This window comes from Enterobacter sp. SORGH_AS_0287 (genome assembly GCF_031453695.1).
In the GTDB taxonomy this organism is placed as follows: domain Bacteria; phylum Pseudomonadota; class Gammaproteobacteria; order Enterobacterales; family Enterobacteriaceae; genus Enterobacter; species Enterobacter ludwigii.
The window spans coordinates 1,810,904-1,825,673 of record NZ_JAVIZW010000001.1; the positions used below are offsets into that span (position 1 = coordinate 1,810,904).

A 14,770-nucleotide genomic window follows, 5' to 3' on the forward strand; every position below is an offset into this window, starting at 1 on the left:
AGGGAATTCACTATGTCTTACGCTATTCACAATCAAAACCTGGCATTCAATGACAGCGCAATCGCGCAATATATGAATACCGATTTTATCGTCCTCGATATTTCATTATGCGTGGCGCTGGCACGCGAGCAATTTTTCGAAAAATTAAAAGACGATGATATTCCATCGCATATTTTCCTCGAAGATAACGGTCGGCTGGCGGGCATGGTAGCGGTGCGCAAACTGCTGCAGACCGCCGATACGGTACAGCCGGTGAAAACGCTGATGATTTCTCAGTTTCTGCAGGTCAAACCGGAAGACGAGCGTGCCGATGTCGCCGGGCTGCTGGCCCACGGCGAGGCGGATGTCGTGCCGGTGGTCACGCACGGTAAAGTGGTCGGCTGCCTGACCGAACGCGAAATCGCCCATCTGCTGGAAGATGATGTCACCGAAGATGCCCAGCTCCAGGGAGCAACGCTGCCGCTGGAAAAGCCGTATCTGGAAACCAGCCCCTTCAGCCTGTGGAAAAAACGCTCCGTCTGGCTGCTGCTGCTGTTTGTCGCTGAAGCCTATACCAGCTCGGTTATTCAGCACTTCGAAGAAGCGCTGGAATCCGCCATTGCCCTGGCCTTTTTTATTCCGCTGCTGATAGGGACCGGTGGGAACAGCGGGACGCAGATTACCTCCACGCTGGTGCGTGCAATGGCGCTGGGTGAAGTGCGTCTGCGCGACGTTGGCCGTGTGTTACGAAAGGAGATGACCACCTCGCTGATGATTGCCGCCACGCTTGGTCTTGCCGGGTGTGTTCGCGCCTGGATGATGGGTATCGGGCTGGAAATTACCCTTATCGTCAGCCTGACGCTGGTCTGTATTACGCTGTGGAGTGCGATTGTCTCGTCAGTTATTCCGATGGTACTGAAGCGCTGCGGCATTGACCCGGCCGTCGTTTCCGCGCCCTTTATCGCGACGCTTATCGACGGAACCGGTCTGATTATCTACTTCAAGATTGCGCAGTACACGCTGGGGCTGGAATAAGAGTGCAGCACCTCACCCACCGGGTTGAGGTGCTCACCGTTTTACATATCGCCAAGCTGATGTGCGATATCACGAAGCTGTTGCGCCAGTACCTGCAGGTTTTTGCCCTTCTCACCTTTCGGCCCGGTCGACTGCCGCACCACCAGCCGGGCAGGCAAAATGGATGACATGCGCACGGCATTGTCTTCGCCACTGTCAAGAATGCGGCGCACCGCCTCTTTCCCCTGCAGATCCAGATCCAGCGATACCGTGGTCAATGCCGGATAGAAGAATGAGCTTTCGTAGGTGTCATCGTAGCCAATCACCGATTTTTCACCCGGAATGGAAATCTGATGCTGATGGAAAGCACTTAATACCCCCAGCGCCATCTGGTCGTTGGCCACCAGCACGGCAGAAAATTGCGGCGTCTCGCGCAGCATCTGCAACGCACCCGCGTAACCGCTCTGCGCATCCCAGTTCCCGCGGATCACCGAGGCCGGCTCCAGACCGTAACCTTTCAGGGTTTCAATCCAGCTTTTCAGCCTGAGCTGCGCCGAGACAGAAGACGCTGGCCCCGCCAGCAACGCGATTTCCCGGTGCCCCAGTTCGTAGAGATATTTGACGCTGGCACGGGTGCCATCTGCCGGGTTAAACGAAACGTTAAACACGGAACTGTAAGGGTCAACGTCGAGGAACAGACAGACGATATCGTCGTTGTCCGTCGCGATTTTCTGCGCCTGCTCTGCTTCCAGCGGGACGTTGATGATCACCTTACTGACGAGCTGAGATTTCAGTTCATTGATCGAATCCTGGATGCTGTGGTTGACGTTCTCATCAATCATGGAGATCAACACCTGATACCCTTCCACATTTGCATAGCGTTTTACCGCCGCGGCGACCTGTGACGGCGCATGCAAAGCCAGCGAAATCGTCACCAGTCCGACGGTCTGGGTCTGCTTTCCGACCAGCTGCTGCGCCAGGCGGTTCGGGACATACCGCAATAACTCTATGGATTTCTCCACCTTGTGACGCGTGGCTTCGGATACATTGGCAGATTTATTCAGTACCCTGGACACGGTCTGATAGGAGACGCCCGCATGGCGTGCGACGTCCTCTAACGTTGCGCTTTTCGACTTCATGGTCCGGTTCCTTATGTTGTTATGCGCTGATTGTATCAGGGGCGATATAAAAAAACGCCCACTGGGCACGTCTGGCTGCCATAACACCATCAAAAAGTATTACGTTCACAATACTACATTTCTGGTCACACCTCATCAATCGTAACAAAATTGGCTATTTTATTTGCACTTAATCACAGATTAACGATCACGCAATTGCCAGAAAAAAGGTTTAGGCATTTTATGACAGCGGATTTGTGAACGTATTACAAAACAATAAGAGGGTAACAATGAACACGACGATCCGCTCTGTATCTGTTGCGTTGGCTGCCGCGTTAGCGTCTCCTTCGCTGTTTGCAGCGTCTTCAGTACCAATTGATTTTCATGGGTATCTTCGCTCCGGTGTGGGCGTCTCACGGGATGGTGGGATGGAGGAGTGGCAAAAAAATAAAATTGGCCGTCTGGGTAACGAGGCGGATACCTACGGCGAGCTGGAACTGGGCTCAGAGGTGTACAAAAAGAACGATGTCAGCTTCTACCTCGACAGCATGGTGAGCATGGTCTCTGACGGCTCTAACGACAATGAAACCACCTTCGGCGACGATGCGCAGTTCGGGTTGCGTCAGCTGAATCTGCAGATCAAGGGCCTGATCCCCGGCGATCCGAACGCGGTGATCTGGGGCGGTAAGCGCTACTACCAGCGCCATGACCTGCACATCATTGACACCAAATACTGGAACATCTCAGGCGCGGGTGCCGGTATCGAAAACTACACGCTCGGACCGGGTGCGGTGTCCGTGGCCTGGATCCGTGGCGATGCCAACGACGTGGACTACCGCGTTGACGGCGATAGCGACGTCAATATCAACTACATCGACCTTCGCTATGCGGGCTGGAAGCCGTGGGCGGGTGCATGGACTGAAGTGGGCATTGATTACGCCATGCCAAACCCCACCAATAAGCAGAAAGAGTACGGTGGGCTGTATGAGGCCGACAACGGCGTCATGGTCACCGGTGAGATCAGCCAGGACATGTTAGGCGGCTACAACAAGCTGGTACTGCAGTATGCGAACAAAGGCCTGGCGCAGAACATGGTGTCCCAGGGCGGCGGCTGGTATGACATGTGGAACTACGTGAACGACGCCAGCGGCTACCGTGTGATTAACACCGGCTTAATTCCGATTACGGACAAGCTCTCCTTCAACCACGTGCTGACCTGGGGCTCGGCGGATGACACCACGCAATTCACCGATAAATCGCGCCTTGTCTCTCTGGTGGGTCGCGCGCAGTACCAGTTCACCGAATACGTGCGTCTGATTGGTGAAGTGGGCGGTTTCTACCAGAAAGATACCTACACCGACGGCTCCAGCTACAAGCAGAGCGGAGAGAAGTACACCCTCGCACTCGGACTGGCGGATGGGCCTGATTTTATGTCGCGTCCGGAACTGCGCGTCTTCGCCTCTTACCTGAATGACTCCGAGAAAGGACAATCCTTCGAAGACGGCACCGCAAATAATACCTGGAACGTTGGCGTGCAGGTGGAAGCCTGGTGGTAATGTTTATTTCCTGATATGCGTTAATCGTTATTGTATCTCCAACAACTGGCAGTCTATTATCCTGGTTTGGGATAGCCATTATTTTGGCTATCCCTTTTTTATTATTAGTGATTAAAATGCGCATCTAATAATTGCCGCAAGGTATCAGACTGGCGGCCAAATATCGCATGCACCTGCTGGCCGATAATAATCACGCCCAGCGCCCCCGCCTGTTGTAACGCCTGCGTATCCACCTTATTTAAATCTTTTACCGTGACGCGCAGACGGGTAATACAGGCTTCAACATGTTCGATATTATCGTCGCCGCCGAATGCAGGAATTAAACGCTGAGTTATTTCACTGTCCATAATACGCCTCTCTGTTATGCAGATAAAAAAATGCCTGCTCATAGAGCAGGCGCCTTCAGATTGATTAGCCAGGGTTGTACGACGCGACGCCCTCAGCGACTACGCTTTACGCCTGAGTACCCGACAATCCCACGGCAGCAGAGCGGTATCACCCGCGGCGGCGGCATCGGTCATGCAGTCGGTATACCCCTGCGGCAGCGTAATGAGCTGCTGCTGGGCGGTGTAGTTCTGCACAAACACCCACGTGGTTTCGCCGTCCGTGCGGGCCGTTGCCACTACACCCGGTGGGAAATCGCATTCCATGGCCCGCGGCAGCGCCAGTTCATCAATAATCCCGGCGAAGAAATCACGCTGGAACGGCAGATCGTTGCGCGACGCCACATGCCACGCTTTCCCCTTACCGAAACGGTTCACCGTCACGGCAGGCCGACCGGCGTAGAAATCATCCCGGTAGGTCGCCAGCGGCTGAGCGTTTTCGACATGGATCAGTTCGCACAGATGACGAACCTGATACGGCCCCTGCAGGCCAGCCGCATTACCCGCCAGCCCCTGTATTAGATTACGTTCTCCCTCACCGAGACAGTCGATCTCTTCTGCCCAGATGCCGAGCAGTTTACGCAGCGGCCCCGGGAACCCGCCGAGATGACAAAGATCGCTTTCATCCACGATGCCGCTCCAGTAGGTGGTCACCAGATGGCCGCCCCCGGCGACAAACGCTTCTGCGCGTTCGGCGAAGCCTTCCCGCACCATATAAAGCATCGGCGCAATCACCAGCGCGTACTGGCTGAGATCGCCGTCGGCATCAATCACATCCACCGCGATGCCTTTTTCCCAGAACGGACGGTAGTGTTCGTTAACGGTTTTTTCGTACTCCATCCCCATGTTGCGCGGCCCTTCGGCATCGTCCAGCGCCCAGCGATTTTGCTGGTCGAAGATAATCGCCACCCGTGCCTGCGTGCGACACCCGACCACCCCCGGCAGGCGCTCAAGCATTTCGCCCAGACGCGTCACTTCGCGCCCGACACGCGTATCAAGATGCCCCACGTGGTCGATAACCGCCCCGTGGAATTTCTCCACCGAACCGCGGCTTTTACGCCACTGGAAGTACTGTACGGCATCGGCCCCGTGTGCCACCGCCTGCATTGACGAGAGAATATGCACCCCCGGCTTTTTCAGCTTGCTGGTCGGCTGCCAGTTGGTGGTGCTCGGCGTGGACTCCATCAGCACAAAAGGTTTTCCGCCTTTCAGGCTGCGCATCATGTCGTGGTACATGGCGGTATAGCAGGCGAGCTGGGTTTCGTCTTTCTCCTTGTGCCACATCGGGTAGCTGTCCCAGGAGATAAAGTCGATCGCTTTCGCAAGCTGCCAGTAGTCGTAATCGTAGAAGTACTCCATGAAGTTGGTCGTCACCGGCAACGCTGCGTTGACGGCTTTTAGCGGCGCAACCTCATGGCGGCAGAAATCTGTTACCTGCGCCGTATTAAAGCGGCGCCAGTCGAGGTTCAGACCGTGAATGGACACCTCTCCCTGCGGCGCAGGGGACTCAATCTGCGACCAGTCGCTATAGGTGTGGCTCCAGAAGGTGCTCCACCATGCGTGGTTCAGCGCATCCAGGGTTTTGTAGCGCGCTTTCAGCCAGTCACGAAAGCGCTCCTGGCACAGATCGCAGTGGCACTCACCGCCGTACTCATTGGAGATATGCCAGCCCAGCACCGCCGGGTGCTGTGAATAACGCTCAGCCAGTAAGGTATTCATTTTGAATGTCTTGTCACGGTACACCGGGGAAGACATACAGTGGTTATGACGCCCACCGTGCAGCGCAGGCACGCGGTTACGCCCTACGCGCAGCACCTGTGGGTATTTTTGCGACATCCATGCCGGGCGCGCACCGCTCGGCGTGGCGAGGAAAATATGGATCCCCGCTGAATATAATTTATCAATGACGTTATCCAGCCAGACAAAATCATATTCCCCTTCACGCGGTTCGAGCTTCGCCCAGCTAAATATGCCCACCGACATGACATTACATTTCGCCTGCTGCATCATGGCAATATCTTTTTCAATAATACCGGGGTAATTCTCCCATTGCTCCGGGTTATAGTCGGCGCCATGCAATAACGCAGCGACCTTCGAACTTAAAGGCGCAAATTTATTCATATTAAAAACGTCCTGAAGTGAAACAGAATACTATTTAAATACCGTTATCGACGGCAGCACTTTGCCATGACAATCAAATAACGCCTGGTTTTCGCGGGCATTTCCCTCTTTCCAGTCATCATGGATATATTTCATGCCAGTTTTGGTGGCCCATGTGGTGCCCGGTACGGCAATCCAGGTCGGCTCCCAGTAAAACAGGCCCTTACCGCGACGATCGGGAACGTCAATCACGGCCTGCATTAAATCGTGGATATAATCGTACTGACCCTGCACGGTGCCGGGATAGCCACCGTCCTTCTCTTCTTTGGCCTGGAAACTGTTTTCTGCGTTATCGCAGTTCTCCAGCGTATAGCCATAGGCCGCTTCCACCACAATCACGTCTTTGTTATAGCGTTTGCTGATGTCATCCATATTGGCTTTCAGCGCGCCGATCGGACCATTCCAGTAGGTGTACATCGACAGGCCGATAATATCGAACGGCACATCGCGCTTCGTGATCTCATCAAACCACCAGCGGAAGGTGTCATTTTTAGTGCCTTCGGCCAGGTGCAGCATAATTTTCACCTGCTCGCCGTCGGTCAGGTTCTCTTTCATCCCGCTGATTGCGGCGTTGAGTAACCCGGCTACGCGGTCAAACTCGCCGCCACCCTGCCCCCAGCTTTTGCCTTCCGGCCAGAGTATTCCGCCATTGATTTCATTACCAATCTGGACCATGTCCGGCAGCAGGCCCTCTTTTTTAAAGCGGGCAATGGTGTCGCGCGTATAGTCATGGATTGCCGTTTTAAGCTGCGGGTAATCCATCTTCTCCCAGGCTTTTGGTTTGAACTGTTTGCCCGGGTCGGTCCAGAAATCGCTGTAGTGGAAATCGAGCAGGAGTTTTATGCCCTGGGCCTTCACGCGCTTCGCCAGCGCCAGCGTGTTTTCCAGATTGTTACTGCCGCCCCCGTAGGTATTTCCGTTGGCATCCTGCGGATCCACCCACAAACGCAGGCGCACATAGTTCACGCCGTTGGCTTTCAGAATGGCAATCGCGTCCTGCTGCTGGCCGTTCTGGTTATAAAATGTTGCGCCATGCTGTTCCGCCTCGAGCAGCGTCGAGATGTCCGCCCCCTTAATAAAGTCTGCCGGCATGGCGTTAAAAGGACGCGTTTTTACCCCGTCCGCGGCGAACGCACTCGCGGCAAGACCGCAAGAAAGACAAACAGCAAGCAAAGCGGGTTTGAGTCTTTTCATGGTTATCCCTTAGTACTCCCGGAGGTCAGACCGGAGACGAAGTATTTTTGTAAGGCCAGATAGAGGATCGCGCGACCGGCACCGCAATCAGCACCGCGCCTGCCGCGTAGGTGGTGTAACTGGCACCCATTTTTTGCGCCACCAGGTTATAAAGCCCGATGGGTAAGGTGTATTTGTCCGGGGTGCGCAAAATGGTGCTGGAGAGAATGAAATCCCCCAGCGGCCCGGTGAAGGAGAACAGCGCCACCACCGCCACAATGGGTTTGGAAAGCGGCATGATGATCTCGATGAAGATGCGGAAGTTACTGGCTCCGTCCATGCGCGCGGACTCATCCAGATCCTTAGGAATGGCGTCCAGGTAGCCCTTCATCAGATAGGTGTTCATTGGGATCATGCCGCCAACGTAAATCAGCACCAGCGCCAGATGGCTGTTGATTAAGCCCAACAGCTGCGAGAGCACGAAGATGGCAATCAGCGCCGAGAACTGCGGGATCATCTGCAACAGCAGGAAGAGCATCAGTCCGTTCTGCCGCCCCTTAAAGCGAAAACGTGAGAAGGCATAGGCGGTAAAGCTAACGCTGATTAAGGTCAACACCATGGTCAGGAAGCTGATTTTCATCGAGTTCCAGTACCACGTCATATAGTTCACCTGACCATTAAACAGGTCGGCGTAATGCTGGAACGACAGGTTCTGCGGAATAACAGAGGAGCTTAACAGGCTGTTGCCCGCGTTGAGTGAGGCGCCCACCGTCCACACCAGCGGGTAAATGATGATGACCGACACCAGCACAATAACCAGCCAGGAGAGTGAAAGGCGGACCCATTTCTCACGTTTAATACTTTGTGATTTAGCCATTGTTACGTCCCTTACGCCATGTCGTCATTTTTGAAAGATTTGGTGGCGCGGAACTGCCATAGCGCCAGGCCGACGACAAAAACAGACAGCAGGATGGTGATGGTCGCCGCAATGGCATATTGCGAAGATGACATCGTCAGTTTGTAGATCCACGACACCAGAATGTCGGTGCCGCCCGCATTCGACCCCACCACCGCCGGTCCGCCGTTATTGAACAGATAGATGATGTTGAAATTATTGAAGTTGAAGGTGTATTGCGTAATCAGGATCGGCGCTATGGCGTAGAGCACCAGCGGCAGCGTAATGGTCCGCAACCGGGTCCAGCTGCTGGCGCCGTCCATGGTAGCCGCTTCATACAGGTCATCAGGAATGGCCTGCAGCACGCCGGTGGTCATGGCGAAAACAAACGGGAAACCAAGCCAGGTTTGCATCATGATCAGCGCCGTTTTGGTCCAGAACGGATCGGTCATCCAGGCTTTAGGCGCAATACCAAAGAAGGCCAGAATGGCGTTGTTAATCACCCCGAAGGAGTCATTAAACATCCCGGCGAAAACCAGGATGGTGACAAAGCCCGGCACCGCCCACGGCAAAATAAAGATGGTGCGGATCAGCGGCTTAAAGCGTAAATCTTTCTGGTTCACCAGAATCGCCAGCAGTACGCCCACCGTACACTGCAGCGTGGTGGCGAGCAGCGTCCAGACCACCGTCCACTGCAGCACGTCGAAGAAGGTGGAGCGCCAGATAGAGAGCGTAAAGATGTTGATGAAGTTCTTAAACCCGACCCAGTCAACCAGCTTAGCCGGCGGCGTGTGGTAGAGGTTGTAGTTGGTAAAGGCGATGGCAAACCCGAACAAAATGGGAAACACCACCACAAACACCAGCAGGATAAAGCCCGGGGTGATCATTAGATACGGGAAGCCGTAGCTCAATAGCATCTGATACTGTTTACGCACGCTGTTAAGCTGCAACCCTTCGTCACGTTTCAGGCCATTGACCCACGCGTCACGCATCGACAGGTAATACACCATCACGCCGAACGCCGCGATTAACACGCTGATGATCCCCTCCGCCAGCAGGAAGATGGAGTTGTCGCGCGGCACCTCCTCACCCAGCGTCACCAGTCCCCACAGCCCTTCGCGCAGAAAATCAGCAAATACGCCGATAAAACTGGCAAGCAGCACCAGGAAGATGACCCCTTTCAGCCATTGACGGTGGTAAAACTGACCGAAGCCGGGAATGACCGCCAGCAGCAGGCTGGTCCAGGCGTGACGCCCGGCCACGCGCGGTTTGGCAAAATGTTCCGGGATGATACTCACAAACAACTCCTTTCAAAAAACGGGAGAGACGCCCTCCCGTTCTGCGACGTCAGAAAACTACTGGTTGCTGGCCTGCATGGCTTCGATTTGCATCTGAACCTGTTTTTCTGCGCTGTCGAGCGCGGCTTTCGGATCCTGTTTACCGGTCAGGCTCAGCTCGAGGGCCGCGTTCGCCGGAGCCCAGACTTCACCCATTTCCGGAATGCCCGGCATCGCTGTCGCCCGTGCGGCCTGCACGGCAACCGCGCTGGCTTTCTCGTCGTTCTTAATGAGCGGATCGTCAATCATCGCGGTCAGCGGCGGAATTTCTCGCGTCGCGATATAGCGCGTTTTGACGTACTGCGGCTGGTTGATAAATTCGATAAATTTCTGCGCCATAGCTTTGTCTTTGCTCCAGGTAGAGACGACATAGCCCTTCACGCCCAGGAATGAACTCATTGGCTTACCGTCCGGCAGCGTCGGCAGCGGCGCAACGCCGTAGTTAATGCCCGCCGCTTCATACGGCTGGAACGCCCACGGACCGTTGATGACGGCTGCCGCTTTTTTCTCGGTAAACAGAGAATCGATCGCGTTCAGACCGTTATCGCCAATGATCCCCGCCGGGAATACGTCATCGGCATAGAATTTTTTCAGGTAGGTGACCGCGTCTACCGCGCCCGGCTTGTTCAGGCCCACGTCGCTGGCGTTATAACCGCCTTTATCGTTTTTACCGAAGATGTACCCGCCCATCGGGGAGATAGCCCCCCAGCTGTAGTAAATCTGGTCGAACTTGGCGAGCAGGCCGTACTGGTTTTTGGCGCGCTGCTGTTTAGAAAAGTCATACCAGTCCTGAAGTGAGTTGAGCGGCTTCGCGATCAGGTCTTTGTTATAAATCAGCACCAGCGTCTCAACCGCTTTCGGCACACCGTAAAGGGTGCTATCCATTTTGAAGGCATTTATGGACGCTGGCGTGTACTGTTCGGTCTGCTTCGCCTCCAGATTCAGGGGGGTCAGCAGCCCTTGCACAACCGCCCCGCCCAGTTGATCATTGGGAATGACCAGCACGTCCGGGCCAATTCCTGCCGGGCCGTCGAGGCGCAGTTTTTCCAGCTGCTGCGCGTAAGGCATCTCCTGCAGGTTAACCTTAACGTCGTACTGCTTTTCGAAATCGGCGACCGCGTCTTTAATGCCGGACGACTTTTTGATGTCTTCCCAGACGTTAAGCTGCGTGGTGGCGTAAGCCTGCACCGCGAGCGTAGAGAGGATCAGAGCAGCGAGTATGTTCTTTTTCATTATCAACCTCATGTGAAGGTATAACAATTTTATGGTTGTTATTGCATTTCACCGCCATACACCTTCGCCAGAAAACCGACTAACACTGGCGTACAACGTATAACATCAAATGCCTTTGGTTTGGTATACGCTACCCTTCACATCATGATAACTCTACAAAAAACTGTAAGTTGTGTGATCGTCATAACATTAATGGAATATCGGTATAGGGTGCGTGAATACTGGAAGTTATAGTCAGAGCAGACAAATTGCACCGTCCAGCCATGTAGCAAATAATTGTTATACGTAATACATACGCGGCGGTTTACTCGGGGAATACAGATGTCGAACATACAATTGAGGAATGTCACCAAACGCTTTGGCGACACCGTAACCTTGCACAACGTGAATCTTGAGATTGAAGACGGTGAGTTTGCCGTCTTTGTCGGTCCTTCCGGCTGCGGTAAATCGACAATGCTGCGCATGATTGCCGGACTGGAGGACATTAGCGAAGGGGAAGTGTTAATTGGTGACGAGGTGATGAACGACGTTGCCCCCTCCCACCGCGGCGTGGCGATGGTGTTTCAGTCCTATGCGCTCTACCCACATATGACGGTGGCCGAAAACATGGGCTACGGCCTGAAGGTCAATAAGGTGCCGAAAGATCAGATCCGCCATCAGGTCGAGATGGTGGCCAAAACGCTGCAGCTTTCCCACCTTCTGGATCGCAAACCTAAGCAGCTTTCCGGCGGCCAGCGCCAGCGTGTGGCCATTGGCCGCGCCATCGTACGTAATCCGCGGGTCTTTATGTTCGACGAACCGCTCTCCAACCTGGATGCCGAGCTGCGCGTGGAGATGCGTTTGCATCTTGCCCGTCTGCACCAGGAACTGAAAACCACCATGGTGTATGTCACCCACGACCAGATAGAAGCGATGACCCTGGCTGATAAAATTGTGGTGATGAACTACGGAAAGGTTGAGCAGATGGGCGCGCCGATGGAACTCTACTACAAACCGGTGAACAAGTTCGTGGCCGGGTTTATCGGCTCGCCGAAGATGAATTTCCTGCCGGCAACGGTAGAGGCCTGGCAACCGGGTGAGCTGACGGTGAGATTATCCCAGCAGAAGACACTCACACTGGCCCTGACCACCACACCGTTGAACGCAGGCAGCCCGGTGACGCTGGGCATTCGTCCGGAACATTTAACCACCGATCTCCGCCACGGCACGCGGCTGACGTTTAACTGTGAAGTGGTTGAGCGTCTGGGCAACAACACCTACCTCTTTGGTCAGTGCTACGGCCACGACAATGTGAAGATTTTGCTGCCGGGCGATGTGAAATTCGCACCGTGGCAGCAAATTGATGTGGCTTTTGACGATCGCCACTGCATGGTGTTTGACGAGCAGGATGTGCGGGTGAGTGCCGACATCGATGAAGCGGTACGCTCGGTCGCTTAACCCGCCAGACGCGTTACCGCACGCGTAAAGGCATCAATCGCCAGCGCGACATCCTCAGCCATCACCGATTCCGCCGGATGGTGGCTGACGCCTCCCCTACACCGCACAAACAACATCCCTACCGGCCAGCGCTCCGCCAGGGCGATGGTGTCATGACCGGCACCGCTCGGCAGCGATAATGTCTTCCCCTGCACCGATTCTACAGCCTCCGCCAGCAGCGCCTGCAGACGTGTATCGCATGGCGTGGCGGCGATTCGGTAAAATTCGTCGGCTGCAAAATGTATTCCGCGACGGGCCGCTATCGCCTGCGCCTGCGTCAGCAGTGCAGTAAGCAGAAGGTCAAGCGGCGCATCCTGCGGGCCGCGAATATCTAACGAGAGCGCGACCTCGCCGGGGATGACGTTTACCGCACCAGGCAGACAGCGCAACTCACCCACCGTGGCCACCAGGTTGCCGCCGTGCTGACGGGTGGTGTTTTCAATCAGCACCATCCATTCGGCGGCGGCGGCCAGCGCGTCCTTACGATGCGCCATCGGCACGGTCCCGGCGTGGCCGGCCTCACCGGTGAAGCGGCAGTTCAGACGACGCGCGCCGTTAATGGCTTCAACCACGCCCAGCGCCAGACCGGCCTGTTCCAGACACGGTCCTTGTTCAATATGCAGCTCCAGACAGGCGCTGAAATCATCCGGGCGTCTTGCGGCCATCGCGACACGGCTGGGATCTAACCCTGCCTGTACCATCGCCTGCGCCACGCTGATACCTCTGGCATCGCACGTGTCGAGCCAGCCCACAGGCCAGGTGCCCGTCAGCGCGCGGCTGCCCAACAGCGTGATACCAAAGCGGGTACCCTCTTCATCGCAAAAGCCGACAATCTCAACGGCCTGCGCCAGCCGTTTTCCCTGCTGGTGCAGGCGGTCAACGACTTCAATGGCCGTCAGCACTCCCAGCATCCCGTCGTAGCGCCCGGCATTGCGCACGGTATCCAGATGCGAGCCAAGCAACACCGCCGGTGCGCCCTCCTGCTCGCCTTCATAACGTCCGCAGATATTCCCCACGCTGTCCTGCCAGACGGTCATGCCTGCCTGGTTCATCCACTGCCCGACCAGCTGGTTAGCCTGCAGATGCTGGGCAGAGAGATACACGCGGGTAAGGGAATCCTGGGTTTCGCTGATGGCGGCCAGCGCATCGGCGCGGGCCATCACACGTTCCGCCGCCTGCTGGCGTGTCGCGTGATTCATAGCGCCGTCTCAGTGCGGTAATGATCCCACGCGGCCTGCATCGCGGCACCCTGCGTAGTGGAAAACGTCAGGTAGTTCAGTACCGACTCCAGCGCACTCAGGGTGGTCATCACGCAGTCTTTACGCGCGTTATAGCCCATGGTGCCAATACGCCACACTTTGCCGTGCAGCGGACCAAACGAAGTACCGATTTCAATGCCGAAATCCTCCAGCATCAGTTTACGCACCTGGTCACCGTTTACGCCCTGAGGGATAAGCACGCCCAGCACGTTGTTCATCTTGTGCCTGAGGTCGCCGAAGGTCTCGAGTCCCATCGCCTGAATACCTTTCAGCAGCGCATCCCCGTGCAGCTTGTGGCGGGCGATACCGTTATCCAGCCCTTCCTGCAGAATGAGGCGGGCACATTCGCGGGCGCCAAACAGCGCGGTGGTCGCTTCGGTGTGGTGGTTCAGACGCTCGGGTCCCCAGTAATCCATCACCATGCCGAGGTCGAAATAGTTGGAGTAAATCATCTCTTCGTCGCCGTCGCGATGGGCATCGGTACGGATCCCCTCTTCGATGCATTTGCGGCGACGGATTGCCTCTTCCATCCGCGGGCTCAGGGTAACAGGCGAGGTGCCGGAGGGACCGCCAAGACATTTCTGCATCCCCGCCGAGACCGCATCCAGCCCCCAGGCATCGGTCTCCAGGGCGTTGCCGCCGAGCGACGCGGTAGCATCGGTATAAAACAGGACATCGTAACGACGGCAGATTGCCCCGAGTTCCGCAAGCGGCTGCAGCATGGTGGTGGACGTATCCCCCTGCACGGTTAACAGCAGGCGCGGACGCACGCGTTTAATGGCATCTTCCACCCGATCCGGCGTGAACACCTCGCCCCACGGTACCTCGATGGTGTGGACCTCTGCGCGGCAGCGGCGGGCAATTTCGCACAGCAGATGGCCGAAGCGACCAAAAACGGGCACCAGCACTTTGTCCCCCGGACGAATGGCCGATACCAGAATCGCTTCAATCCCCGCGCGGGAGGTGCCGTCCACCAGCATCGTCCAGCGGTTTTCCGTGCGGAACACGCCGCGGTAGAGTGCCATGACGTCGTTCATGTAGTGGGTCATCGCCGGATCGTACTGGCCGATAAGCTGGCTCGACATGGCACGCAGCACGCGCGGATCGGCGTTGATCGGCCCCGGCCCCATCAGCAGACGTTGTGGCGGATTGATTTGCGGAAATTGAGCGATATCCATTTTTTAGTC

General features: G+C 55.8%; 11 protein-coding genes and 1 pseudogene. 3 read left to right on the top strand and 9 right to left on the bottom strand.

Annotation, left to right across the window (positions count from 1 at the left end):
• Positions 1 to 12 precede the first annotated feature (12 nt).
• Complete coding sequence (locus QE396_RS08700) at positions 13 to 1,014, top strand: magnesium transporter (protein WP_020884727.1); 1,002 nt, start codon at positions 13 to 15, stop codon at positions 1,012 to 1,014.
• 41 nt (positions 1,015 to 1,055) lie between these two features.
• Here QE396_RS08700 and QE396_RS08705 read toward each other — a convergent pair whose 3' ends face one another.
• A complete protein-coding gene (locus QE396_RS08705) occupies positions 1,056 to 2,132 on the bottom strand; it encodes a LacI family DNA-binding transcriptional regulator (protein WP_020884728.1) in 1,077 nt (358 codons plus the stop codon).
• Between the two features lie 269 nt (positions 2,133 to 2,401).
• Here QE396_RS08705 and QE396_RS08710 point away from each other — a divergent pair, with 269 nt between their 5' ends.
• Complete coding sequence (locus QE396_RS08710) at positions 2,402 to 3,667, top strand: maltoporin (RefSeq protein WP_025204490.1); 1,266 nt, start codon at positions 2,402 to 2,404, stop codon at positions 3,665 to 3,667.
• Between the two features lie 104 nt (positions 3,668 to 3,771).
• Here the strand turns inward: QE396_RS08710 and QE396_RS08715 are convergent, their stop codons facing one another.
• The 6 genes and pseudogenes from QE396_RS08715 to QE396_RS08740 form a co-directional block, all read right to left on the bottom strand.
• A complete protein-coding gene (locus QE396_RS08715) occupies positions 3,772 to 4,014 on the bottom strand; it encodes a glucose PTS transporter subunit EIIB (RefSeq protein ID WP_073395886.1) in 243 nt (80 codons plus the stop codon).
• A 99-nt stretch (positions 4,015 to 4,113) separates the two neighbouring features.
• A complete protein-coding gene (locus QE396_RS08720; protein WP_309950725.1) occupies positions 4,114 to 6,171 on the bottom strand; it encodes a beta-galactosidase in 2,058 nt (685 codons plus the stop codon).
• Between the two features lie 30 nt (positions 6,172 to 6,201).
• On the bottom strand, positions 6,202 to 7,404 hold the full coding sequence (locus tag QE396_RS08725; protein ID WP_185791700.1) for an arabinogalactan endo-beta-1,4-galactanase: 1,203 nt from the start codon (positions 7,402 to 7,404) through the stop codon (positions 6,202 to 6,204).
• A gap of 2 nt (positions 7,405 to 7,406) precedes the next feature.
• Positions 7,407 to 8,260 (bottom strand): annotated as a pseudogene (locus QE396_RS08730) (sugar ABC transporter permease).
• Between the two features lie 11 nt (positions 8,261 to 8,271).
• The gene (locus QE396_RS08735) at positions 8,272 to 9,576 is read right to left on the bottom strand and encodes a sugar ABC transporter permease (RefSeq protein ID WP_309950729.1); all 1,305 of its coding nucleotides are present in this window, start codon (positions 9,574 to 9,576) and stop codon (positions 8,272 to 8,274) included.
• A 57-nt stretch (positions 9,577 to 9,633) separates the two neighbouring features.
• Positions 9,634 to 10,848, bottom strand: coding sequence for an extracellular solute-binding protein (locus QE396_RS08740; protein WP_138013715.1), 1,215 nt, complete (start codon positions 10,846 to 10,848; stop codon positions 9,634 to 9,636).
• 321 nt (positions 10,849 to 11,169) lie between these two features.
• On the opposite strand from QE396_RS08740, the gene QE396_RS08745 reads away from it, so the two are divergent.
• Positions 11,170 to 12,285 (top strand): ABC transporter ATP-binding protein, encoded by a 1,116-nt coding sequence (locus QE396_RS08745; protein ID WP_309950733.1) that lies wholly within the window; start codon positions 11,170 to 11,172, stop codon positions 12,283 to 12,285.
• Here the strand turns inward: QE396_RS08745 and hpxK are convergent.
• Together hpxK and QE396_RS08755 are read right to left on the bottom strand one after the other, a co-directional pair.
• A complete protein-coding gene (gene hpxK, locus QE396_RS08750) occupies positions 12,282 to 13,523 on the bottom strand; it encodes an allantoate amidohydrolase (RefSeq protein WP_309950736.1) in 1,242 nt (413 codons plus the stop codon). The two genes, QE396_RS08745 and hpxK, sit on opposite strands and share 4 nt — an antisense overlap.
• Positions 13,520 to 14,761, bottom strand: a complete 1,242-nt coding sequence (locus tag QE396_RS08755) for an alanine--glyoxylate aminotransferase family protein (protein WP_047357204.1) — start codon at positions 14,759 to 14,761, stop codon at positions 13,520 to 13,522. Before QE396_RS08755 ends, hpxK begins: the two co-directional genes overlap by 4 nt.
• Between the last annotated feature and the right edge of the window lie 9 nt (positions 14,762 to 14,770).

Excerpts from the sequence above, each read along its gene's own strand:
- hpxK (WP_309950736.1), bottom strand. The coding sequence starts at position 13,523 with ATGAATCACGCGACACGCCAGCAGGCGGCGGAACGTGTGATGGCCCGC.
- QE396_RS08710 (WP_025204490.1), top strand. The coding sequence starts at position 2,402 with ATGAACACGACGATCCGCTCTGTATCTGTTGCGTTGGCTGCCGCGTTA.
- QE396_RS08755 (WP_047357204.1), bottom strand. The coding sequence starts at position 14,761 with ATGGATATCGCTCAATTTCCGCAAATCAATCCGCCACAACGTCTGCTG.
- QE396_RS08700 (WP_020884727.1), top strand. The coding sequence starts at position 13 with ATGTCTTACGCTATTCACAATCAAAACCTGGCATTCAATGACAGCGCA.
- QE396_RS08745 (WP_309950733.1), top strand. The coding sequence starts at position 11,170 with ATGTCGAACATACAATTGAGGAATGTCACCAAACGCTTTGGCGACACC.
- QE396_RS08715 (WP_073395886.1), bottom strand. The coding sequence starts at position 4,014 with ATGGACAGTGAAATAACTCAGCGTTTAATTCCTGCATTCGGCGGCGAC.
- QE396_RS08705 (WP_020884728.1), bottom strand. The coding sequence starts at position 2,132 with ATGAAGTCGAAAAGCGCAACGTTAGAGGACGTCGCACGCCATGCGGGC.
- QE396_RS08740 (WP_138013715.1), bottom strand. The coding sequence starts at position 10,848 with ATGAAAAAGAACATACTCGCTGCTCTGATCCTCTCTACGCTCGCGGTG.
- QE396_RS08725 (WP_185791700.1), bottom strand. The coding sequence starts at position 7,404 with ATGAAAAGACTCAAACCCGCTTTGCTTGCTGTTTGTCTTTCTTGCGGT.
- QE396_RS08720 (WP_309950725.1), bottom strand. The coding sequence starts at position 6,171 with ATGAATAAATTTGCGCCTTTAAGTTCGAAGGTCGCTGCGTTATTGCAT.